Source organism: Lentzea sp. HUAS TT2, from assembly GCF_051853195.1.
Classification (GTDB): Bacteria; Actinomycetota; Actinomycetes; order Mycobacteriales; family Pseudonocardiaceae; genus Lentzea.
This window is the reverse complement of record NZ_CP196667.1, coordinates 7,764,196-7,787,469: the sequence shown is the minus strand read 5'-3', so window position 1 is coordinate 7,787,469 and position 23,274 is coordinate 7,764,196. Positions and strand designations below refer to the sequence as shown.

15 protein-coding genes are annotated in these 23,274 nt (G+C 70.4%); 8 read left to right on the top strand and 7 right to left on the bottom strand.

What is annotated here, in order from left to right:
* Position 1: 1 nt before the first annotated feature.
* Genes ACSHWB_RS37040 through ACSHWB_RS37025 form a run of 4 tightly spaced genes read left to right on the top strand, consistent with a single transcriptional unit; the run spans position 2 to position 5,117 of the window.
* Positions 2 to 1,546, top strand: a complete 1,545-nt coding sequence (locus ACSHWB_RS37040) for an NAD(P)-binding domain-containing protein (RefSeq protein WP_439657966.1) — start codon at positions 2 to 4, stop codon at positions 1,544 to 1,546.
* A complete protein-coding gene (locus ACSHWB_RS37035) occupies positions 1,543 to 2,538 on the top strand; it encodes an alpha-hydroxy acid oxidase (RefSeq protein WP_439657965.1) in 996 nt (331 codons plus the stop codon). Before ACSHWB_RS37040 ends, ACSHWB_RS37035 begins: the two co-directional genes overlap by 4 nt.
* Entirely contained in the window at positions 2,532 to 3,827 is a 1,296-nt protein-coding gene (locus ACSHWB_RS37030) for a cytochrome P450 (protein ID WP_439657964.1), read from the top strand. Before ACSHWB_RS37035 ends, ACSHWB_RS37030 begins: the two co-directional genes overlap by 7 nt.
* Before the next feature lie 15 nt (positions 3,828 to 3,842).
* Positions 3,843 to 5,117 carry a cation:proton antiporter gene (locus tag ACSHWB_RS37025; RefSeq protein ID WP_439657963.1) on the top strand — a complete coding sequence of 425 codons (1,275 nt, stop codon included), beginning with the start codon at positions 3,843 to 3,845 and terminating at the stop codon, positions 5,115 to 5,117.
* Here the strand turns inward: ACSHWB_RS37025 and ACSHWB_RS37020 are convergent.
* From ACSHWB_RS37020 to ACSHWB_RS37010, 3 genes are read right to left on the bottom strand one after another with little or no spacing between them, the layout of a single operon-like run.
* Positions 5,092 to 6,207, bottom strand: a complete 1,116-nt coding sequence (locus tag ACSHWB_RS37020) for a glycosyltransferase (RefSeq protein ID WP_439657962.1) — start codon at positions 6,205 to 6,207, stop codon at positions 5,092 to 5,094. The genes ACSHWB_RS37025 and ACSHWB_RS37020 overlap by 26 nt on opposite strands.
* A gap of 20 nt (positions 6,208 to 6,227) precedes the next feature.
* Positions 6,228 to 6,626 carry a VOC family protein gene (locus ACSHWB_RS37015; RefSeq protein WP_439657961.1) on the bottom strand — a complete coding sequence of 133 codons (399 nt, stop codon included), beginning with the start codon at positions 6,624 to 6,626 and terminating at the stop codon, positions 6,228 to 6,230.
* Entirely contained in the window at positions 6,623 to 7,474 is an 852-nt protein-coding gene (locus ACSHWB_RS37010) for a helix-turn-helix transcriptional regulator (protein ID WP_439657960.1), read from the bottom strand. The genes ACSHWB_RS37015 and ACSHWB_RS37010 overlap by 4 nt, the downstream gene beginning before the upstream one ends.
* A 102-nt stretch (positions 7,475 to 7,576) precedes the next feature.
* On the opposite strand from ACSHWB_RS37010, the gene ACSHWB_RS37005 reads away from it, so the two are divergent.
* A complete protein-coding gene (locus ACSHWB_RS37005; RefSeq protein WP_439657959.1) occupies positions 7,577 to 14,563 on the top strand; it encodes an alpha/beta fold hydrolase in 6,987 nt (2,328 codons plus the stop codon).
* Here the strand turns inward: ACSHWB_RS37005 and ACSHWB_RS37000 are convergent.
* Together ACSHWB_RS37000 and ACSHWB_RS36995 are read right to left on the bottom strand one after the other, a co-directional pair.
* Entirely contained in the window at positions 14,544 to 15,410 is an 867-nt protein-coding gene (locus ACSHWB_RS37000; RefSeq protein WP_439657958.1) for a hypothetical protein, read from the bottom strand. The two genes, ACSHWB_RS37005 and ACSHWB_RS37000, sit on opposite strands and share 20 nt — an antisense overlap.
* Positions 15,411 to 15,461: 51 nt before the next feature.
* The gene (locus ACSHWB_RS36995; RefSeq protein ID WP_439657957.1) at positions 15,462 to 17,114 is read right to left on the bottom strand and encodes a choice-of-anchor B family protein; all 1,653 of its coding nucleotides are present in this window, start codon (positions 17,112 to 17,114) and stop codon (positions 15,462 to 15,464) included.
* Between the two features lie 134 nt (positions 17,115 to 17,248).
* On the opposite strand from ACSHWB_RS36995, the gene ACSHWB_RS36990 reads away from it, so the two are divergent.
* From ACSHWB_RS36990 to ACSHWB_RS36980, 3 genes are all read left to right on the top strand, one after another.
* Positions 17,249 to 18,694, top strand: coding sequence for a phenylacetate--CoA ligase family protein (locus ACSHWB_RS36990; RefSeq protein ID WP_439657956.1), 1,446 nt, complete (start codon positions 17,249 to 17,251; stop codon positions 18,692 to 18,694).
* Between the two features lie 99 nt (positions 18,695 to 18,793).
* A complete protein-coding gene (locus tag ACSHWB_RS36985; protein WP_439657955.1) occupies positions 18,794 to 19,252 on the top strand; it encodes a peptidase inhibitor family I36 protein in 459 nt (152 codons plus the stop codon).
* Positions 19,253 to 19,433: 181 nt separating this feature from the next.
* Positions 19,434 to 20,357, top strand: coding sequence for an ArsR/SmtB family transcription factor (locus ACSHWB_RS36980; RefSeq protein ID WP_439657954.1), 924 nt, complete (start codon positions 19,434 to 19,436; stop codon positions 20,355 to 20,357).
* On the opposite strand, the gene lnt is transcribed toward ACSHWB_RS36980, so the two are convergent.
* Both lnt and mptB read right to left on the bottom strand, forming a co-directional pair.
* A complete protein-coding gene (lnt, locus tag ACSHWB_RS36975) occupies positions 20,334 to 21,803 on the bottom strand; it encodes an apolipoprotein N-acyltransferase (protein ID WP_439657953.1) in 1,470 nt (489 codons plus the stop codon). The genes ACSHWB_RS36980 and lnt overlap by 24 nt on opposite strands.
* Positions 21,790 to 23,238 carry a polyprenol phosphomannose-dependent alpha 1,6 mannosyltransferase MptB gene (gene mptB, locus ACSHWB_RS36970; RefSeq protein WP_439657952.1) on the bottom strand — a complete coding sequence of 483 codons (1,449 nt, stop codon included), beginning with the start codon at positions 23,236 to 23,238 and terminating at the stop codon, positions 21,790 to 21,792. The genes lnt and mptB overlap by 14 nt, the downstream gene beginning before the upstream one ends.
* Positions 23,239 to 23,274: the final 36 nt, after the last annotated feature.

The following is a 23,274-nucleotide window of genomic DNA, read 5'->3' as shown; positions in this document are numbered from 1 at the left end:
CGTGTCCAGCGAGGTTTCGACCGAGTATCTCGTCATCGGCGCCGGTCCGGCGGGCCTGCAGGCGTCCTACCTGCTCAAACAAGCCGAACGCGAGCACATCGTGCTGGAGGCCGGCGCGACCGCGGGGACGTTCTTCACCCGCTTCCCCCGGCACCGCCAGCTGATCTCCATCAACAAGGTCCACACGGGCTGGGACGACCCGGAGCTGAACCTGCGCGTCGACTGGAACTCGTTGCTGTCCGACGATCCCGACCTGCTGTTCACCGGCTACACGCCGCGCTACTTCCCCAACGCCGACGACATGGTCCGCTACCTCGGCGACTTCGCGGTCAAGAACGACCTGCCGATCCGCTACGACACCAAGGTCGTGTCGGTGACCCGGCCCGATGACTTCGTGGTGCGCGACCAGCACGGCGTCACCTACCGCGCGAAACGGGTCATCGTCGCGACCGGTGTGTCCAAGCAGTACGTCCCGGACATCGACGGCGTCGAGCACGCGGAGCCCTACTACGACGTCTCGGTGGACCCGCAGGACTTCGTCAACCAGAAGGTACTGATCATCGGGCGCGGCAACTCGGCGTTCGAGACCGCCGACGCGCTGGTCGAGACGGCGTCGGTGATCCACGTCGCCGGGCCCGGATCGCTGAAGCTGGCGTGGCAGACGCACTTCGTCGGCCACCTGCGGGCGGTGAACAACAACTTCCTCGACACCTACCAGCTCAAGTCGCAGAACGCCGTGCTGGACGGGCACATCGCGGGCATCCGCCGCGACGGCGACGACTACCTCGTCAAGGTCAGCTTCCAGCGCGTCAACGAGGTGATCAAGGAGATCCGCTACGACCGGGTGATCCTCGCGACCGGGTTCCGGTTCGACGCCTCGATCTTCTCCGACGACTGCCGCCCGGAGCTGACGATCAACTCCCGGTTCCCGCACCTGAGCGCCGCCTGGGAGTCGGTGAACGTGCCGGACCTGTTCTTCGCCGGCACGATCACGCAGTCCCGCGACTTCAAGAAGTCCACCAGCGGCTTCATCCACGGCTTCCGCTACGGCGTCCGCGCGCTGCACCGGATCGCCGAACAGCGCTACCACGGCGTCGACTGGCCCAGCAGGGACATCGCCGCCGGGGACGTCACCGAGGCGATCATCGAGCGGGTCAACCGGACCTCCGCGCTGTGGCAGCTGTTCGCGTTCATGGCGGACGCGGTGCTGACGCTGAAGGACGGCACGGTCCGCTACGTCGAGGAGGTGCCGGTCGCGCACCTGCACGAGGCCGTGGCGCGCGGCGAGTTCGGTGACGTCGAGTCGTACCTGGCCGTGACCCTGGAGTACGGCGCGGACCACGACAAGATCAACCCGTTCGACATCGCCGCGGGCAGGAACTCGCAGGACGACACCAGCGGTCTCGACGGCCGCTACCTGCACCCGGTCGTGCGGCGGTTCCGCGGCGGCGAACTGGTCGACGAGCACCACATCACCGAGAACCTCGAGAACGAGTGGGACAGCGAGACCGTCCACAAGGCTCCGTTGCGGGAGTACCTGCGGTGAACCCGGTGCTCGCGGAACTGCACGACAAGGCACGCGCGGTGCTCGACCCCGTCCACTACGACTTCTTCGCGGGCGGGGTCGGGGACGAGGTCGTGCTCGCGGAGAACGAGGCCGCGTTCCGGCGCCTCGCCCTGCTGCCCAGGGTGTTGCGCGGCAAGGAGATCAGCGGTGACTTCCCGTTGCTCATCTCGCCGACCGCGTTCCACCGGCTCGCCCATCCCGACGGCGAACTGGCCACGGCACGGGCGCTGGCGGGGACGACGCTGGTGTCGAGCATGGCCTCCACCGTGCCGATCGCCGACGTCGCGGCCGCCGCGACCGGGCCGGTGTGGTTCCAGCTGTACGTGCAGCCGGACATGGCCGTCACGGAGGCCTTGGTGCGGCGGGCCGAACAGGCGGGCTGCACGGCATTGGTCGTGACGGCCGACTCCCCCGTGTTCGGCCGGCACCGGCGGGACATCGCGCACGGCTTCCACGACCTGCCCGCCGGACTGGCCGCGGAGAACATGCGCGACCTGAACGGGGCAGGCCTGCGGAACATCGAGATGTCGGCGGCGATCTCCTGGGAGCACGTCGACCGGCTGCGGGAGATGACCGGGCTTCCGTTGTGGGTCAAGGGAGTCCTGCATCCACAGGACGCGGTGATCGCGGTCGAGCACGGCGTCGCGGGCGTCGTCGTGTCCAACCACGGCGGCCGCCAGCTCGACCTCGTGCCGGCGGCGCTCGACGCGTTGCCCGCCGTGGTCGACGCGGTGGCCGGACGAGTGCCGGTCGTACTCGACGGAGGTATCCGCAGCGGTGGGGACATCGCGCTGGCACTGGCGCTGGGAGCGTCCGCGACCGGCATCGGCAGGCCCGTGCTGTGGGGACTCGCGGCGGACGGCGAACAAGGCGTGCGGCGGGTGCTCGACGTGCTGCGCGACGAGTACCGGCACGTCCTGGCGATGTGCGGCGGCGAGCTGACCAGGGACATGGTGGTGTCCCGGTGCTGAACTGGTTGCCCGCACGGGTGGTCGCGTTGCGCGCCAAGGTGTTCGAGAAGGTCAACGGCGACAACGCCATCACGTTCCCGAACGCCCAGGTCGGCCCCGACCGCTTCCAGGAGCTCTACAGCCACCCCGCCGCGAACGGCCGCAGCAGGGGCGCCGGGCTGTCGGACCTGTTCTGGTACTGGCTCGCCCCTGGCCCCGAGGTGCACCAGGAGCACCTGGAGGCCGGACCGCGCTACGACGACGTGGCCCGCGCGACCCGCACTTTCCTGGCGGGGCCCAGTGATGCGCTGTCAACGGCCGCAACGCGCTGCACGGCGAAGGTGCTCGACGAGGTGCTCGCCGGACGCGTCACCGCCGTCCGGTTGCGCGACCTGATGATGCCCGTGTGGGCCGAGTACTTCTACGAGCTGGTGTTCGGCGAACCGTGCACCCGCCACGTCCGCGACCTGATCGTCGACCACGCCACGGACGTCGTGAACTCGTTGAAGTGCGTGAGCCTGCGCCACACCGCCCGCCGCGACCGCCTCACGCGCTACCTGAAGGTGCGGCTCGCGGACGTCCGGCACCCCATGCCCGAGACGTTGTCGGAGACCGAACAGGTGTACTACCTGCAAGGCACCTACTTCAACACCGCCGTCGTGCAGATGTCCGAGGCGATGGCACACCTGCTGCTCGCGCTCGCCCAGCACCCCGAGGCGGCACAAAGGGTCGGCGACGACCGCTACTTCGCCCACGTCCTCGACGAGACCTTCCGGCTCTACCCGCTGTTCGGCATCGCCCACCGCATCACGACCGCCGACATCGAACTCGACGAGCACACGTCGTTCCCGGCGGGATCGGTGCTGTGCTTCAACTATCCCGCCTACCACGCCACCGGCTACGACCACCCCGAAGAGTTCGACCCCGGCCGCTGGGAGAACACGGCGGCGCGCAACGAGCACCACATCCCGTTCGGCATCGCCGCCAACCGCCCCTGCCCGGCCTGGCGGCTCTCCCCCATCGCGATGCGCGCGGCCGCCAGGGAGGTCCTGCGCCGCGTGACGCTGCACTCCACCGTGACGCACACCCGCTCGCTGCCCAGCCGAGGCCCGTGCCTGCTCGTCCGCGACGGCCCCGCACCCCGCCTCAGGCTGACGCTGATGCGCGTGCGCGACCGCGGGGAGGACGTCTGGCGCAGCGTCGTCCAGCTCGTGCTCGGCACCGCGATGGTGCTGCACGCCCACCGGCTCCGCCTGGCAGGGCGCTACTTCGACACGCACGACACGCAGGGTTGCCCGGTCCGGCACTGACCACAGGAGATCCCGGTGAACCAGATCCACTTCGCGTTGCAGGTCTTCGCCGCGCTGGCGTTGGTGCTCGCCGCGACCACGCTGTGCGGGCGCCTCGCCATGCTGGTCAAACAACCCAGGGTCGTCGGCGAGATGGTCGCCGGCGTGCTGCTGGGCCCCGCGCTGTTCGGCGCCATCGCACCCGGCGTACAGGCCCAGATCTTCCCCGCCGACGTCAAGAGCACCCTGTACGTGCTCAGCACGATCGGCCTGACGTTCTACATGTTCCTCGTCGGGTCCTCTTTGGACCACGGCCTCACCACGGGAGCGAACGCCCGCAAGGCAGGGGTGCTCGCCGTGTCCGGCATCGTGCCCACGTTCCTGCTCGGCGCGGGCGCGGCCGTGCTCTTCTACGACTCGCTGAGTCCAGAGGGAACGCAGCTGTGGGTGTTCATGCTGTTCATCGGCGGCGCCCTGTCGATCACCGCGTTCCCCATGCTGGCGAGGATCCTGCAGGAACGCGGCATCGCGAACACCCCGATCGGCGGCCTCACCCTCGTCGCCGCCGCGATCGACGACGCCGTCGCGTGGGGGTTCCTCGCGCTGATCATCGCGGTCGGCACGTCCGGCAGCCCCGCAGGCGCCCTGCGCACGATCCTCGGCGCGGCGATCTTCGCGGGACTCATGCTCACCCTCGGCCGCAAGTGGCTCGCCAAGCTCGGTGAACGCGCCGAGCGCGACGGCAAGCTCAGCCGCGACATGGTCGCCGTGATCCTGCTCATCGTCCTGCTGGCCGGCTGGTACACCGACCTCATCGGCGTGTTCTCCGTGTTCGGCGGTTTCATCACCGGTCTCGCGATGCCCAAGTCGAAGGTCGTGCGCCAGGAGCTCGAGACCAAGCTCTCCGACCTGAACTCGATCCTGCTGCTGCCGGTGTTCTTCGCGTTCAGCGGCCTCAACACGCGACTGGACGGCTTCGGCTCCGGCGGCGCGCTGTGGTTCCCGCTCGCGGTGATCATGCTGGCCGCGTTCGCCGGCAAGTACCTGGGCTGCGGGCTGGTGGTCCGCGCCCAGGGCTACTCCTGGCGCTACGCCTCCGCGGTCGGCGGCCTGATGAACGCCCGCGGCCTGATGATCCTGATCTTCATCAACATCGGCCTCGCCTACGACCTGGTGACACCCGAGATGTTCGCGATCCTCGTCGCCGTCGCGATCGTCACCACCGCCGCGGCCATGCCGATCTACCGCGCCTCACTGCCAGAACACCTGGAGGCACAGGCCGACGTCAGGACCCCGTCACCAGTGCGGTGAGCCGCTCGACCACGGCGGCCGGGGCCGGCATCCCCGCGATCTCGGCCGCCGCCCTGCCCGCGACCTCCCGTGCCGCCGGGTCGTCGAGCAGACGCCCCGCAGCGGCTTCGATGGCGTCGGCCGTGACCTCCTCGCCGACGAGCCTCACCCCCGCACCCGTCTCGGCCAGCACGTCGGCGTTGACGAACTGGTCGGCCCCCTGCGGCAGCACCAGCTGCGGCAGTCCGGCCGCGAGCGCGCCCAGCACTGTGCCCGAACCGCCGTGGTGCACCACGAGATCGGCTCGCCGCAACACCGCCGCCTGCGGCACGAACCCCGCCACGACCACGTTCGCCGGCACGTCACCCAGCCGTGCCGGATCTCCGGGGCCGACGGCGACCAGAACCGTGACGGGGAGCCGGGCGAGGCCGTCGATCACCTTGCGCAGCAGGTCCGTGGCACCGGCCTGCATCGTGCCGAGCGTCAGGTAGACGAGCGGCCTGGTCGTGTCGACGGCGGGCATCGGCACGTCCAGGTCGAACGCCGTGGGCCGCAACCGCACCACCGTCGGCAGCGCCGCGACGACCGGGTCGCGGACGGTGTCCGGCCACAGGTCGATCGCGGCGTCCCCCAGCATCAGGTCGGCGGGCGTCGTGCCGTCCCACATCCACGCCATCTCCCCCGCCGCCATCCGCTGGATCTCCGGCGGCATCGAACGGCCGATCACGTGCGACACGAACGGGATCCCGGCGTCCCGCGCGGCCTTCGCGGCACCGGTGTCGCTCTGCTCGTAGACGACCAGGTCGGGCTTGACGCCCGGAATCAGCGCGCCGAGGTCGGCGACCGTCGCCCGCGGCAGCACGTCCGCGAACATCGTGATCAACAGGCGCGGCACCTCCGCGTCGCCGTGCCGCCTGCGGGCCTCGGCTTCGGCCTCCTCGATCGAGATGCCCGACGCGTGCGCCTCGAAACCCAGCCCGCGCGCCTTCTCCACGAAGCTCCGGCCGGTCGCGAACACGACCTCGTGACCGGCCTGTTGCGCCGCTCTGGCGAGCGGGGCCAGCGGAAACAGGTGGCCGTAGGCGGGGCGGCACGAGAAGAGGATGCGCACCCCGTCCAGATTAGCGATCTTCAGTGCTGGAAGCACTTGTAGACCGCCTCCAGGCTGTAGCCGTCCGGGTCCAGGACGTTCGCGGCGTAGTAGCGCGGGTCGTAGTACTCACGGGCGGAAGGCGGGCCGTTGTCCTTCGCGCCGGCCTCGATCGCCGCCTCGTAGAAGGCGTTCACCTCGGCCTGGCTCGTCGCGACGAACCCGACGTGCGTCGCCCGCGCGTCCGCCTCGCCTTCGCGCAGCCACAGGAACAACCTGCCGTCGCGGCCGAAGCCCTTGAGGTCCGGATGGCCGGGAGGACCGTCCGCGCCGTCGAAGTCGCCGAGGTGGCCGATGCCCAGCGGGGCCAGGGCCTGTTCGTAGAAGCGGATCGAGCGGTCGAGGTCGGACACCGTCAGGAACACGTGGTCAAGCGTCATGTCTCCGAACGTAGATCCCTATCCGGACGCGATCGGTCCGCATTGTGCTCGGCGAGTTCCAGAGCACGTCGCCGGACCGCCGAACGCACCTCGTCCGGTTCGAGCACGGACAGCGGAGTCCCCAGGCGCAGCAGGAGAACCGCGACCGACTCGGCGTCCGTGCCGCCGATCTCCACGATCGTCGATTGTGGACCGTCCGCGCGGTGCTCACCGGCCGTGGGCGGCACGAGCCGCCGGGCCTCGGCGAGCGGCAGCGGCAGGCGGACCGTGGCGTAGAGCGGATAGGCGCTCGTCAAGGTGCTCGCGACGAGCTGCGCGGCGTCCGGCGGGTTCTCCAGCCGGACCACGCGGCCGGTCGGACGGGCCTCGGTGACGCGGTCGGCCCGGAACGTCCGCCACGCGTCCTTCGAGACGTCCCTGGCGACCAGGTACCAGCGGTGTCCGGTGTGCACCAGGCGGTGCGGATCGGCCTCGCGCACACTCTCGCGGCCGTTCATGTCTCGATAGGACAGCCGGACCCGCTCGCTCTTGCGGCACGCCATGGCCAGCACCGCGAGGGTGCTGAGCGAGACCTCGCCGATCGGTGTGGTCTGCTCCACCGCGTCGTCGATCGCACCGAGCTTCGTGATGGCCGTGGCGGGCAGCCGGACGACCTCGGCGAGCTGGTAACCACCCCAGCGGCCGGGATCGGAGCGCACGTCGTACCCGAGGTCGCGCAGCCTGGTGATGTCACGGCGCACCGTGCGCTCGGTGATGCCGATCCGGCCGGCCAGCTCGGCCGCGGTCCAGCTCGGCCGGGAGGACAGGACCGTCAACAGCTGCAGTAGTCGGGACGACGTGGTGAGCACGGGTCCATTGTGGCGCGAACGCCTGAATTCAGTCCACACTGAAGTCATAGACACGCTCGACGCGTCCGTCGTCGCTAACGTCGGTTTCGGGGAGGTACCGGGGTGAAGCCGATTTCTGAGTTGCTCATGGACAACGCCCGTGAGCGCGGTTCCAGCGATGCCTACGGCGACGACCGCCGGACCGTCACGTGGTCCGCGCTGGCCGAGCGCACCGGCCGGCTCGCGGCGGGACTGGGGGTCGAACGCGGGGCGCGGGTGGCGGTGCTGCTCGACGACGGCGTCGACCTGGTCGAGGCGGTGCTGGCCGTGGCACGGGCAGCCGCGGTGTGCGTGCTGCTGAGCCCGCACACCACCGAGACCGAGCTGAGACAGCTGCTGACCGACTGCGAGCCGTCGCTCGTGATCACCGATCCGCGTCAGGTGCCGAAGCTGCCCGCCTCGCTGCGCGTCGTGGTGACCGGGGACGGGTTCGAGGCGCTGGCGACGTCCGGGCAGGGCTCGCCGCGCGACGACCTCGGGCTCGACGAGCCGGCCTGGATGCTCTACACCTCGGGCACGACCGGGGCGCCGAAGGGCGCGGTGTCGACGCAGCGGGCCGGGTTGTGGTCGCCGCTGACGTGCTACGGACCCGTGCTGGGGATGACCGCCGAGGACCGGCTGCTGTGGCCGTTGCCGATGTCGCACAGCTGGGCGCACACGATGTGCCTGCTCGCCGTGCTGACCTTGGGCGCTCAGGCGCGCATCTGCGGACGGGTCGAGCCGACGGTGTTGAAGCGGTTGATCAGCGAGTACGAGCCGACCGTGCTCACCGGCGTGCCGACGACGTACCGGATGCTGCTGGAGACCTCGCCCGATCCCGTGCCGTCGTTGCGCTTCTGCCTGACGGCCGGGGCGCCCAGCAACCCGAAGCTGCTGGCCGACGTCGGCGCCGCGCTCGGCGCTCCGCTGCTCGACCTCTACGGCACCACCGAGACGTGCGGTGCGATCAGCATCGGGGCTCCGGTCACCGGGGTGTCCGTGCGGATCGTCGACGGCGAGATCCAGGTCAGCAGCCCCGGGCTGTTCTCCGAGTACCACGGCAGGCCAGAGGAGACCGCGAAAGCGTTGCGGGACGGGTGGTACCGGACCGGCGATCTCGGGCGGTTCGCCGAGGACGGGACCCTGCTCGTGACCGGGCGGGTCGGTGACCTGATCATCCGCGGCGGGCAGAACGTCGACCCGGTGGAGGTCGAGACCGTGCTGCTCGGGCTCACCGGGGTGCGCGACGCGGCGGTGGTGGCCCGGCAGGACTCGGTGCTGGGCGAGGTGCCGGTGGCGTTCGTCGTCGGAACGACCGACGAGGCCTCGGTGCTCCGGGCGTGCGCGGAGGTGTTGTCGGCGCACAAGGTTCCGGTGGAGGTGCGGTTCGTGGACGCCGTTCCGCGCACCGGATCCGGCAAGGCCCGGCGGAACGTGCTGCGCGAGAGTCTCACACCGGCACCGCGGACCGGTTCTCTGGAACAGCTCGTGCTGGACGAGGTCGCGGCCATGCGCGGAGCGCCGATCGGCGCCACCACCGCGTTCGCCGACACCGGCATGACGTCGTTGGACGGCACCACGTTGCGGCATCGGCTGAGCGTGCTGACCGGTCTGACGCTGCCCGCCACGCTGGTCTGGGACCACCCGACACCGGCCGCGGTCGCCGCGCACCTGTCGTCGCTGCTGCACGGGTCTTTGTCGGAACCCGTTGCCCCGCAGGCATCTGAGGCCGAGCCGATCGCCATCGTCGCCGTGGGATGCCGGTTCCCCGGTGGGGTCGAGTCGCCGGACGAGCTGTGGCAGCTGATCGCGGACGGTGCCGACGCGACGAGCGAGTTCCCGGTGAACCGCGACTGGGACCCCGATCTCTACGACCCGGAGCCCGACCAGGCGGGCAAGACCTACGTCCGGCGGGGTGGGTTCCTGCACGACGCGGCCGACTTCGACGCCGGGTTCTTCGGCATCTCCCCGCGTGAGGCGATCACGATGGACCCGCAGCAACGCCTGCTGCTGGAGGTCGCGTGGGAGACCGTCGAACGCGCGGGGATCGCCCCGACCTCGTTGCACGGCAGGGATGTCGGGGTGTTCACCGGCCTCATGCACAACGACCACGCGACGCGGGTGGACGGCCACGGCATCGAGTCGCACCTCGCCCTCGGGTCGACGGGCAGCGTCGCGTCCGGGCGGATCTCGTACGTGCTCGGGCTGCGCGGGCCGTCGATGACGATCGACACGGCCTGTTCGTCGTCGCTGGTCGCGATGCACCTGGCGGCTCAGTCGCTGCGGTCAGGCGAGTGTTCGCTGGCCCTGGCCGGCGGGGTGACGGTGATGGCGACGCCGGGGCCGTTCGTCGCGTTCAGCCAGCAACGCGCGCTCTCGCCGGACGGGCGGTGCCGGTCGTTCTCCGCCGGCGCCGACGGCACGGGCTGGGCGGAGGGCGCCGGACTCGTGCTGCTGGAACGGCTGTCGGACGCCCAGCGCAACGGTCACCCCGTGCTCGGGGTGCTGCGCGGGTCGGCGGTGAACTCCGACGGTGCCTCGAACGGCCTGACCGCGCCGAACGGGGTGGCGCAGCAGGACGTCATCCGGCGGGCGCTGGCCGACGCCGGCCTGAGCGGGTCCGACGTGGACGTCGTCGAGGGGCACGGCACCGGAACCGCGCTCGGGGATCCGATCGAGGCCTCGGCGCTGGTCGCGACCTACGGGGCCGACCGGGAACGGCCGCTGTGGCTCGGGTCGGTCAAGTCGAACATCGGGCACACGCAGGCGGCGGCGGGGATCGCGGCACTGATCAAGGTGCTGTGGGCGATGCGGCACGAGGTGCTGCCCCGGTCGCTGTACGCGGAGGAGCCCTCCCCGCACGTCGAGTGGTCCGGCGTCCGGTTGCTGTCCGAACCCGTTGCCTGGCCCGCTTCGCGGCCTCGGCGGGCGGGGATCTCGTCGTTCGGGATCAGCGGGACCAATGCGCACATCATCGTGGAGGAGCCACCCGTTCGTTTGGTTGAGCCTGGTGGCGTGGGGATCGCGCCCTGGTTGGTCAGCGGTGATGACGAGGAAGGGTTGCGGGCGCACGCGGCTGCGCTGGCCAGTGCACTTCGCGACGAATCCTCAGTGGACGTTGGCTGGTCACTGGTCTCATCGAGGGCTCAGCTGAGCCGGCGGGCGGCGGTGCTTCCCGGCGACAACATGGTCGCCGGGTTGCGGGACCTGGCGCGCGGAGTGCCGAACCTCGCGGTCCTGGTCGGCACCGCGCAACGGTCGCCGCGGCCTGCTTTCCTGTTCACCGGCCAGGGTTCGCAGCGTCCCGGCATGGCGGAACTCGCCTCGGAGTTCCCCGTCTTCCGGGAGACCTTCTCCGCGGTGTGGGCGGAGTTCGGCCTGCCGGTGGAGGTCCTCTCCTCGCCGTTGATCGATCGCACCGAGCACGCCCAGCCCGCGTTGTTCGCGTACGAGGTGGCGATGTGCGCGTTGCTCGGGTCGCAGGGCGTCCGTCCAGGGGCGGTCGTGGGGCACTCCATCGGCGAACTGGCCGCCGCGCACGTCGCGGGGGTGTTGTCGTTGCCCGACGCCGTTCGGCTCGTCACGGCTCGTGGACGGGCAATGGCCGCGATGCCCGCCGGTGCGATGGTCGCCGTTCGTTGCAGTCCTGACGAGGCAAGGCGGATCGCCGCCGAGTACGGGGTGTCGGTCGCGGCGGTCAACGGACCCGAGTCGGTGGTGTTGTCCGGTGCGGCTGAGGCCGTGGAGGCGATCAGTGGCCGCCGGCTCAGCTCGTACGCCTTCCACTCCGCCCTGCTCGACGGTGTGCTGGACGAGTTCCGCTCGGTCGCGGAGACCGTCACCTACCGCCTTCCCACGCTGCCGTTCTTCTCGACACTGACCGGTCGGCATGAGTCCGAGGCGTTGACCCATCCCTCGTACTGGGTCCGCCAGGCCCGCGAGACCGTGCTGTTCGCGGACGCCGTCGCGGGTCTCGCCGGCACGGTGTTCGTCGAGGTCGGGCCGTCCGCGACGCTCACCGCGCTGGCGCAGGAGTCCGTGGACGGGGCGTTCGTGCCGATGTCCCGTGGTGTGCTGGAGGGTTTGGCCGCGTTGCACGTGCACGGTGTCGACGTCGACTGGAGCACCGTGTACGCGGGCACCGGGGCGCGGCGCTGTGACCTGCCCGTGTACCCGTTCCAGCGGGAGCGCTACTGGCTGAGGTCCGGGGTCGCCTCGTCCTCGTCCGAGCCTGTGGTGTCTTTGGCGCGGTGGCCGTGGCTCGAGGACCACCGCATCGGTGACGACGTGATCGTGCCCGCGACGGCGTTCGTCGAGATGGCGTGGCAGGCCACCGGCGATCGGCTAGAGGACCTCGTCGTGCACGAACCGTTGGTGCTCAAGGAGGACGTGCGAGTCCAGGTCCTGGTGGACCAGGAGCGGACGGTGACCATCTGGTCCCGTGTTAGCTCCAACGAGCCGTGGACGCGGCACATCTCCGCGACTGCCGCGCCCGTTCGCGGGTTCCCGGACTCCCCTGTTTCGTTTGACGGGGCCTCGCCGGTTCCCGTCGACTACGCGGGCCTGGCGGCGCGGGGACACCACTACGGGCCGGCTTTCCAGGGCGTCACGGCGTTGTGGCGGCACGGGGACGACCTGCTCGCCGACATCGACCTGCCTGCCGGCCCGTTGCCGTGCGTGCTGGACGCGGCGTTGCACGCCTCGCTGCTGGCGGAACCCGGTGGCGCGGTGAAGGTTCCGTTCGCGTTCAACGGCGTCGAGATCTACCGGACCGATGCCACGGCCGTGCGGGCGCACCTCACCCGCATCGGGCCGGACGAGCTGCGCGTGCTGATCACTGATCGGGATGGGCGCCCGGTGGCGCTCATCGAGTCGCTGGTGACGCGGCCGCTGAAGGTCCACGACGTGGTGAAGCAGGTGCGCTGGGTCCCGGTCACGCCGTCACCGGTGGACGGCTCGGTCTTCGAGGCCACCGATCTTGCATCCACTTTGGACCGGCTGCACCGCTGGCTCGCCGGGCCGCCGGAACGACTGGTCGTGGTCACGCGCAACGCCACCGGCGACGACCCGGATCTCACGGCCGCCGCGGTGTGGGGACTCGTCAGCAGCGCACAGGCCGAGCACCCCGAGCTCGGTCTGTGCGATCTGCGTGCTGCTTCCGACACGGTGATCGTCTCTGCCGAACCACGCATCGCCGTTGACGGCCCGCTCGTGTTCGCGCCTGAGCTGGTGCCGGCCTCGGAGCCTTCCGGTGTGCGGCCCGCTTTCGACGGCACCGTGCTGATCACGGGTGGTACGAGCGCGCTCGCCGAGCCGCTGGCCCGCTATCTCGCTCCCCTGTCGCGGCACCTGGTGCTGGCGAGCCGGAGCGGCGGGAAGCCCGAGTGGTCGGCCGAGCTCGCCTGCCCGGTGACCGTCCTGGCGTGCGACGTCAGCGACCCGGCGGCGGTCACCGAGCTGGTGGCGTCGTGCTCGCCGTTGCGCGCGGTCTTCCACCTCGCCGGTGTGTTGGACGACGGTCTGCTCGGCGCCATGACCCCAGCGCGTTTGTCTCACGTTTTCGCGCCCAAGGCCGATGGTGCTTGGAACCTGCATGAGGCGACCGCGCACCTGTCACTGTCCGCGTTCGTGCTGTATTCCTCGGCCTCCGGGGTGCTGGGCAGGCCCGGGCAGGCGAACTACGCGGCCGCCAACGCGTTCCTCGACGCCCTCGCCCGGCATCGGGTGGCGCGCGGGTTGCCCGGTCTGTCGCTGGCATGGGGGTTGTGGGACACCTCGTCCGGGATGGGCGCCGGGCTGCCGGCCGACGGGGTGGTCGCGATGAGCGCGGAGACCGGGATCGCGGCGCTCGACCGGGCGTTGCGGACGCGGGAGCCGGTGCTGGTGCCGGTGCAGCTGGCGCCTGTTGCGGCCGTCGCGGCCGTTTCGGACAGCTGGGGCGATGTCGGGCAGGGGGTTCGCGGTGTGGTCGCGGCGGTGCTCGGGTATGCCGATCCGGCTTCGCTGCCTGCCGACAGGGAGTTCGGCGAGCTCGGGTTCGACTCGCTGACCGCGTTGCAGGTGCGCAACCGGATCAACGCGGCCACGGGGTTGAGGCTGGGTGCCACGGTGGTGTTCGACCATCCGACGCTGCCCCGGCTCACGGCCCACGTGCAGGCGTTGCTCGACGCCTCCGAACCTGGCCAGCTGGGCGGAATCGATCCAGACTCGCAGGCCCCCTGGGGGGATCAGGTCCCCACTCCTATCGTCTCAAACGGGTCTGACAATTCCGGTCGACGGCCGGAGGGGTTCGCGGCCCTCTACCACCGCGTGCTCCACCAGAAGGGTCCGCGCGAGGCCATGGCCCTGCGCTTCCTGGCGTCCTACGCCCTCCCCACCACCACTCCGGCCCCGGTCGAACCCCAGCAGCTGACCAAGGGAACCCAGGACCCGGTCCTGATCTACCTCCCCAGCTACCTCACCCCGGGAGACCAGACACCGCTGAACCTGGCACGGCAGTTCGACCACGACGTGCACCTGCTCCCCTACCCCGGCTTCGGAGACGACCCGGCAATCCCCGCGGACGTCGATGCCCTCGTCCAGTCCCACGCGGACGCGGTGCGGAACCTCGCCCCAGGCAGACCGAAGGTCCTCATAGGACACTGCCTCGGCGGCGCAGTCGCCCACGCGGTCGCCGAACGGGCGGGCGCAGCCGGAGTGGTTCTGATCGAAACCGACGAAGGCGCACTCGCCAGAGACGACGACCGAGCCCTGGCACTGGTCAGCGGCGAGGCCAGACTCCCGGCGCACCACTACGGCAGCATCGTCGGCGACGCGGCCCTGCTCGCCGGCGGCGGCTACGTGCGGCTCTTCGACGGCTGGCGACCGGAACCGTCAGCAGTGCCGTCCCTGCTGCTCAAAGCAGGGCCGACACCCGAGATGCGCAAAGCCGACCCCGACCGGGACTGGCGACCTCGCTGGCCGGCCCACGAAACAGCCGACATCCCTGGAGACCACGACACGGTGCTCACCGAGCATGCAGCGTCCACCGCGCAAGCCATCACCCAATGGCTCAGCCGACGTCGACGGTGAAGGCCGCCCGGTGCACCTTGCCGCCGTGGGCGAACTCCAGGAACAGCCGGTACTCGCCCCGGTCGGCGAACACGGCCTGGAAGCTCAGCTCGCCGTTGTCGAGCGGGATGCCGGCCAGTTCGACCGGGTGCAGGTGGGTGGCGGAGAGCAGCATGGTGTGGAAGCCGGTCATGTGGCCGTTGGCGCCGAGGTGTGGTTCCAGGGAGCTGACCGGCTTGCCGTCCGGGGCGCGGATCGACAGGCGGAGGGTCTGCGGGCTCATCGCCTTCGGCTGGGCCGGGGTGTCCACGCGCGTCACGGTGTAGCCGTCGGTGGTGGTCGCGCCGTCGGACGGGGCGGGCAGCGGGGCCAGTGCCGTGTCACCGGGGACGCTGAACGGCACGCCGAGCACTACCGGGTGGCGCGGGTCCGCGGTGTCGAGCGGGACGAACTCCGCGAACATGCGGTAGGCGCCGCCGTCCGGCAGGGAGAGGGTGGCGTGCCAGGTGTCGCCGTCCAGCACTGGGTGCAGGTGCTCGAAGACGTTCATGTCCTCGCGGACGGCGAAGAAGTGCATCTGCTTGGTCTGGTTGTCCAGGAAACGGGTGACGGGCGCGCCGGCGCCGTCGAGGATGCGGAACGCCACCGGGACGGCCGTGCCGCGGGTCTCCGGCATGGTGACGCGGTCGAACCGGTAGCCGCTCTCCACTTCGGACAGTCCGTCGCTGTGCGCGGCGGGCAGCACCGGGCCCATGTTCTGGTGCTGCATGGCCGGTGCGGAGCGCGAGAACATCATGACCCCGCCGCCCGCCACCACGGCGAGGGCGAGCAGGGCGAAGAACCAGTCGGTGAGACTCAGCTTGCGCATGACAACTCCTCGGAGCGCGGGTGGGCGGTGCTGCCGCCCACCCGCGTCAGGTCAGAACTGCAGGCTCCACGCGTCGACGTAGCCGACGTCGGAGCGGGCGACGTCCTGCACCTTGAGCTGCCACGTCCCCGCGGCGTCCTCGGCGGCGGCGTTGACCTCGTAGGTGGTCAGCACGTTGTCACCGGAGTCGTTGCCGGAACCCTTGAGCCGGAACGAGGTCCCGTCGGGCGCGACGAGGTCGATCACCAGGTCCCCGCGGTACGGGTGCAAGATGGCGACGTTCACCTTCAACTCCGCCGGCGCCTTGCCGGGCACACCCGAGACCGAGACGGACGACGTCACCGCGGCGCCCGCGTCCGGGATCTGCACGTCCGCGGTGTTCTCGAACCTGCCGCCGGTGGGCGGCGGCTCGACGGCGCCGAGGTTGGGCTTGACCACGACCAGGCCCTGCTCGATGCCGTTGACCAGGACGATGCCGCTGGCGAAGTACGGGTAGTTGCTCCACGCCCCGTTGAACTTCGCCTCGTTCGCCGCCGGGTAGATGTCGAAGAACCCGGCCTCCGTCAGCTGCGCCGAGGCGATGCCGCTGACGTCGAGGATGCGCAGCCCCGCCTGGTAGTTGGCCTGGTAGGAGTACTTGCCCTTGATGTACTGGTTGTGGTCGATGGCCGTGGCCGGCGAGTTGTAGACGCCGGTGTGCACGGGGTTCGCCAGCGACGCGAGGTCCCAGATGTAGGTCTTGGTGCGCTTGTCGGTGCCGCGCGACTCGTCCAGCTCGTCGTCGAGCAGGAAGTAGCGCTGGTCCTCGGTCAGCCAGCCCTGGTGCGAGTACTGCGCGCCGGAGTAGGCCTTGCGCACGATCTGGACCGGGTTGGCCTTGTCGGTCACGTCGACGATCGTCAGCGTGTCCTCGTTGGAGTTGAAGCAGATCTCCCGGCCGCGGTAGGTGGCGTCCGGGCCTCGGTAGACCACGCACTGGTTGTCGTGCGTGTAGCCGTCCTGCGCGACGCAGCCTGCGTTCTTCGGCGACTTCGGCGTGCGGATGTCGACCATGTGCGGGCCGCCGCTGCACGTGTTGGAGCCGATCGCGTACGCGTACCCGGTCTCCTCGTTGATGGCGATGTTGTGCGCCGGGCCGAAGTCCTTGTACAGGGTGTCGGCCGTGAACGTCTGCGGCGTCGTGATCGTCCGCAGGCGGGTCAGGTCGAACACCTGCATCCCGTGGCCGGTGATGAAGTCGGCGACGATGAACGCGTGGTCCCTGTAGACCTTCATGTCACGCCAGGAGCTGCTGCCGCCGTTGGACGGCAGGTTGCCCAGGAACCTCGGCGCGGTGGGCGTGCTGACGTCGACGAACGCCGTGCCGTTGGTGCGGCCGACGATCGCGTACTCCTTGCCGGAGGCCGGATCGGTCCAGCCCCAGACGTCGTTGCCGTTGCCACCGCCCATCGAGGACAGCGGCAGCACGCTGAGCAGGTCGACGTTCTTGCAGGGGTAGATGTCGGCCTTGCCGTCGACGCACGGCACGCCGGCAGCCTGCCCGGTCACGGCGTGGCGGTCGGCGGGGAGGTGGTCGGCGAGGAACGTCCTGGCCGCGGCCTGTCCCTCGGCGGTGTTGGGGTCGTGGGCGGAGGCGCCCGTCATCGAGAGGGCGACCACTGAAGCCGTCAAGACGGCCAGCGCCCCCGTGCGCAGGGATTTCATGAAGTTGTGCTCCTCACGACCGGGAGGCAGGGGGTTCCCGGTCAGACACAGACGGTAGAAGCGGCGAGCACTCCCCGTGAACCGTCCTTCGTCTGGTTCGGGTGGAATGTGGATCAGATCGATACGCTCGGGTGATGGACAGCAGCCGGCAGGACCGCGTGCGCCAGGCGTTCGACGACTTCTTCGCCCCCGCCGAGCCGAAGTCCGGGAGCTGGGTGCTCGACCTGTTCCAGCACACGGCCGCGACCGTGCCCGCGTACCGGAAGCTGCTGCGGGAGAACGGGATCGAGCCCGCCACCGTCACCACGTTCGAGGACTTCCAGCGGCTTCCGTTGCTGGACAAGGCGAACTACCACGAGCGGTACCCGCTGCCGGAGCTGTGCCGCGACGGCCGGCTGGAGAGCTGCGACATGATCGCCGTGTCGTCGGGATCCAGCGGCAGGCCGACGATCTGGCCCAGGAGCCTCGAGGACGAGCTGCACGTCGCGCGGCGGTTCGAGCAGGTGCTGGTGGACGGATTCCACGCGGACGAGCGCAGAACGCTGGCCGTGGTGTGCTTCCCGCTCGGCACGTGGGTCGGCGGGCTGTTCACCCAGGCCTGCGTGCGGCACCTCGCGGCCAAGGGCTGCCCGATCACGGTCGTGGCGCCGGGCAACAACAAGGCCGAGATCCTGCGGGTGCTGCCGGAGCTGGCACCGCACTTCGAGCAGGTCGTGCTGCTGGGCTACCCGCCGTTCGTGAAGGACGTCGTCGACACCGGGCTCGCGCAGGGCGTCGACTGGCCCGCGTACCGGATCAAGCTCGTGCTGGCGGGCGAGGTGTTCAGCGAGCAGTGGCGTTCCCTGGTGTCCGGGCGGGCCGGCATCGCCGACCCCGTCACGGACGTCGCTTCCCTCTACGGCACAGCGGATTCCGGCGTGCTGGGCAACGAGACCGCGCTGTCGGCGAGCATCCGCCGGTTCTTCGCCGGCCACCCGGACAGGGCACGGGAGGTCTTCGGCGATTCGCGGTTGCCCACGCTCGTGCAGTACGACCCGGCGAGCCGGTTCTTCGAGGTGCACGACGGCACGCTGGTGTTCACCGCGGACGGCGGGATCCCGCTGATCCGCTACCGGATCGCCGACGAGGGCGGGGTCCTGCGGCACGCCGACCTGCTGGCCTACTGCGCCCGCAACGGCTTCACTCCCCCGCCGGGCCCGGAGCTGCCGTTCGTGTTCCTGTTCGGGCGGTCGTTGTTCACGGTGTCGTTCTTCGGCGCGAACGTCTATCCGGAGAACGTGACGGTCGGATTGGAACAACCCGGCATCAGCGAGACGGTGACGGGAAAGTTCGTGATCGAGTCGGTCGAGAACGAAGATCGCGACCGGCTGTTGCGGATCACCGTCGAGACCGCGCAGGGCGCGACGGCGGACGCCGCGGTGATCGCGGAGGCGGTGCGGGCCCAGCTGCTGCGGCTCAACAGCGAGTTCGCGCACTACGTCCCCGCCGAACGGCAGCTGCCCGAGGTCGTGCTGCGCCCCGCGGGAGATCCGGAGTACTTCCCGGCAGGCGTGAAACACAGGTACACCCGACGGCCGTGAAATGTGCTTTTGCGCCACGGAGCAATAGCTTTCTTCCCGATCCTCTCTCTGTTTAAGGTGACCTCGGCCGAATTCATTTCGGGTTTAGGGAGGAATCCTTTGAGGTTCGTTCGGCGTATTGTGCTGGCGTTGATGCCGCTCGCCATGCTGTTCAGTGTCGCTCTCGCGGCGCCGAGCGCTCAGGCGGAGGCCCCGGTCGCCCAGGCCGCCGCTGTGGGCGCGGCGTTCGACTCCGAGACCGGCCAGGCGCTCGCCGCCTGGGACTGCAACACCGGCAACATCTGCTTCTGGAACGGGTTCGGCGGAACCGGTGGCCGGTGCATGTGGGACGTGGCGGACTCGGACTGGACCGCGGGGACCTACAAGTGTTCCTGGGCCACGACCAAGGAGGTCAAGTCCGTCTACAACCGGGGGACGTCGTCCGCCACGGGCGTCCGGTTCTACCGCAACACCGGGTACAACAACTCGATCGGCTGCACGAGGCAGGGTCAGAAGGGTGACCTCGCCGGGACCTACCAGGTCCGTTCGCACCAGTGGGTCAGCACCAGCTGCGGCTGATCCCGCCAGATGGCGCGTAACCGGTCTCGGGGCATTGGTCCCGAGACCGGTTTTCGTTGCGTGATTCGGCGGAGTGACACGCCCGGTAACGTTATGCGCGGTGACCTGGCCTGGGGAGGTTGCTGTGTTGCGCATCCATTTTTCGCCTGGCGATCTGGAGCGTACGCAGGTAGCAGAAAGGGTGGATCCGCTCTGGGAAATGGTGTTCAGCTGGCTTCGGCTGACCGAACTGGACAGCGGGTTGTTGCTGCAGCCGTGGCTTCGGCACATCCGCCGCAACGGCGACCGGCAGGTGATCACGTCCGGCGTCCGCATGCTGTCCGTGCTCGCCCCGCTGGGGCCGTACTTCCCGGATTTCCTCACACCGCCGGAGGGCGCGCAGGGACTGGGGAGCGCGCTGGCCGCGATCCGGTCCACGCCGCGGCACCGGTTGCGGGAGGAGTTCGGGCGGCTGGAGGACGTGCGTCCCACACCTGAGTGGACGCGTCCGCTGGCGGCGGGTGACGGTGAGTCCCTGCTGGAGCTCACCGAGGCGTTCGCCCGCTACCACTGCGCGGTGATCGCGCCGTACACCGATCTGATCGAGGAGGCCGTCGAGACCGATCGTGTGCACCGCAACGGCGTCGCGGGGTCCATCGAGGGACTGCTGCGGGGCATGTGGCCGTTGATGAACTGGCGGCCGCCGGTGCTGGAGGTCCAGTACGCGTACGACCGCGACCTGTACCTCGACGGGCGTGGACTGCAGCTGGTGCCCTCGTACTTCTGCCGCCGCACACCCGTCGCGTTCGCTGATCCGGAGCTGCCGCCGACGGTGGTGTACCCGTTGCACCACGACTGGACGTGGCAGCGGCAGCTCGCGAGTGGACGGCGTGAGCAGGGCGCGCTCGCGGCGTTGCTCGGCAACACCCGGTCTGCGGTGCTGGCGGCGGTCGGCGCCGGGGCCACGACGACCGAGCTGGCGGAACGCCTGGGCGCGTCACCGTCGTCGGTCAGCAGGCACACGACCGTGCTGCGGGAGGCCGGGCTGCTGACGACGGAGAGGCAGGGGTTGTCCGTGCTGCACCAGCGAACGCTGCTGGGGTCAGCCCTGCTCGGCAAGAACTGAGGCGCGGCGGCGCCTCCACAGTCCCACCACGCACGCGGCCAGCGCCGCACCCGTGAGCAGGACGTGGACCGCGCCGCCGAACCTCGTCGCGAACGTCAGGTCCGTGCGCAACGGCACGGTGTCCACCATCAGGTCGTCGGTGAACATCCCGGTCGACTGCACGACGCTGCCGTCCGGCCGCACCACCGCGCTGACGCCGCTGATCGCCGCGACGACGACGGCGCGGCCGTGTTCGATGGCGCGCAGGCGGGCCATCCCGAGCTGCTGGTAGGTCATCTCGCCGCGGCCGTACCAGGCGTTGTTCGTCGGCACCACCAGCAGCTGCGCGCCTTCAGCCGCGCTCTCGCGCAGGACGTAGTCGTAGGCGACCTCGTAGCAGATGCCGACGCCCACGCGCGTGCCCGCGATGTCGAGCACGCCGGGTTCGGTGCCCGCGTCGAGGTCCGGCTGGTCGGCGAACGGCGTGAAGATCCGGGCCAGCGGGCGCAACGGGATGTGCTCGGCGAACGGGACGAGCTCCTGCTTCGCGTACGACTCCCCCGCGCCCTTGACGGGATCCCAGGCGATGACCGAGTTCTGCCCGTCGCGCAACGCGCTGACCAGGGTCGGCACGCCGAGGTCGGCAATGGCGTTGTCGAGCACGGGGTCGCGGTCACCGGTCCTGGTCGCGCTCTCCGGCCACACCACGAGGTCCGGCCTCGGCAGCGCGCCGCCGCGGACCAGCGCAGCCAGCTCCGCGGTCTTGCGCAGGTGGTTGGCGCGCAGGGTGGCGCCCTCGGAGAGCAGACCGAGGCCGAGGTCGGGGGCGTTGCCCTGCACGACGCCGACGGTGCGCTGGCCGGTCTGCGCCTCGATCGAGATCAGGGGGCTCACCGCGAGCGCGGCGACGATCGGCACCAGTGCCCAGGCACGGGTCCATCTGGGGAACCAGGCGGCCAGGCCGAAGCCGGTGAAGACCACGGCGAACGTCACCAGCGGCGCGCCACCGAGCACGGCGAGCCGCGCGAACGGGCCGTCGACCTGGCCGAACGCGACGCGGCCCCACGGGAAGCCGTTGAACGGGATCAGCCCGCGCAGGGTCTCCTGCAGCACGAACAGCAGCGCCGCCCACACAGGGGCGGCGGGCAGCCGGGAGACCAGCGGGAACAGTGCGCAGACGGCGCAGATGAACAACGCCATCAACGCGCTGAGCACCAGCCACGGCCACGGGCCGAAGTCGTTGCCGAGGAAGTGCTGGATCCACCACAGGTGCGGCAGGAAGAACGTCAGGCCGAACGTGAACCCGAGGCCGGCGCTGCGACGGGCGCCCGCGCCCTTCAGGGCGAGCCACAGCACCACGAACGCGGGCACGGCGAGCCACCAGAGCGTGCGGGGCGGGAAACTCAGGGCCAGCGCGCCGCCGGCCAGCGCGGCAGCCCCGTACCGAGCGAGGTCAGGCTTGCGCAACGGACACCCTCGCGCGGCGCAGGCCGAGGTACGCGCCCCCGACCAGGGCGATCCCGAGGACGTAGGCGCCGACCAGCTCGGGCACGCGGCCCGCGAAGTTGCCGGCGAGCGGCGGCACGAGCAGCGCGAACGCCCCGGCGAGCACGGCGACCCTGGTCCGCCACGTCCCCACCGGCAGGCACGCGGCCAGCGGCAGCACGGCCCACAGCAGGTACCACGGCTGGATCACCGGCCCCAGCACCACGATCAGGCTCATCATCAACCCCAGCGACATCACCTCGGAGATCCCGCCGCGCAGCTGCCGGTGCACCACCACCGCCACCCCGCACAGGATCAGCACGAGCCCCGCGATCCGTGCCGAGGAAATCATCGCCTGACCGCTTTCCGGACCGAACACCGCACCCGACAGATAGCCGGGCCAGTTGGTCGGCGCCATCCAGCTGTTCACCTTCGACGGAGTCCCGAGCGCCTGCACCCAGCCGAAACCGGCCATGCCCGCCAACGAGGTCACGACCGACACGACGCACGCGGCCACGACCATGCCGAACCCCGCGGCGACGAACCGGGCCCAGCCACCGCCGAGCCGGCGCGCCAGCGCGGTACCGACCACCGCGAGCGCCACCAGTGCGGGCAGCTTCACCTGAGCGCCCAGTCCGATGAGGACGACACCGGCCGTGTACTGCCACCACTTCAGCTCCGGCAGCGCGTGCAGCGCGACGACAGTGCCCGACAGCATGAGGCCGAGCATCAACGCGTCATTGTGGACACCGCCGATGAGATGCCACAGCACCAACGGGTTCATCACGCCCAGCCACAACGCCGCGCGTTCCTGCACGCCCGTCATGGCCGCGAGCCGGGGCACCGCCCACACGACGAGCAGCAGGCCCAGCACGGCGACCAGCCGGTACAGCACGATGCCCGCGACCGGATCGCCGCCGGTGACCTGGGTGATCGACCGCTCGACCGTTGTGAACAGCGGCCCGTACGGCGACGGCGTCTCGCGCCAGTAGACGCCGACGCGGGCCACCGCCTCCGCACTCGCGCCGACCGCAGGGCTCACCACGTTGGGATCCAGGCCCCGTGCCGCGACCTCGCCCTGGGCCAGGTAGCTGAAGACGTCCCCGCTGAACAGCGGCGGGGCCACCAGCAGCGGCCCGCACCACCACGCCAGCGTCCGGCGCAGCCAGCCGGGGTCCGGCCTGGTGCGGCCGAGCAGCGCCCACGTCAGCACGACCAGGCCCGCACCCGCGATCGCGACACCCAGCGCCAGTCCCCCCGCTCTGGCGCTCACCGCCCAGGCACCGGCGGTGAGCAGGAGCGCGCCGCCGAAACCGGTCCAGCGCAACAGTTCCGGGGTGTCGGTCGTGACCGCGGTCGGCCAGCGGTAGGTGACGGTCTGCACGGGAGAGACAGTGGTGTCCGGACGGATCGTCACGCGTCCGACCGTGGTCGCGTTCCCACGTACGACTTC

What these genes read in the sequence shown, in the direction of transcription:
- ACSHWB_RS37015 (WP_439657961.1), bottom strand. Translation starts at nt 6,626, where the DNA reads ATGACGCTTGACCACGTGTTCCTGACGGTGTCCGACCTCGACCGCTCG.
- ACSHWB_RS37000 (WP_439657958.1), bottom strand. Translation starts at nt 15,410, where the DNA reads ATGCGCAAGCTGAGTCTCACCGACTGGTTCTTCGCCCTGCTCGCCCTC.
- ACSHWB_RS36995 (WP_439657957.1), bottom strand. Translation starts at nt 17,114, where the DNA reads ATGAAATCCCTGCGCACGGGGGCGCTGGCCGTCTTGACGGCTTCAGTG.
- ACSHWB_RS36990 (WP_439657956.1), top strand. Translation starts at nt 17,249, where the DNA reads ATGGACAGCAGCCGGCAGGACCGCGTGCGCCAGGCGTTCGACGACTTC.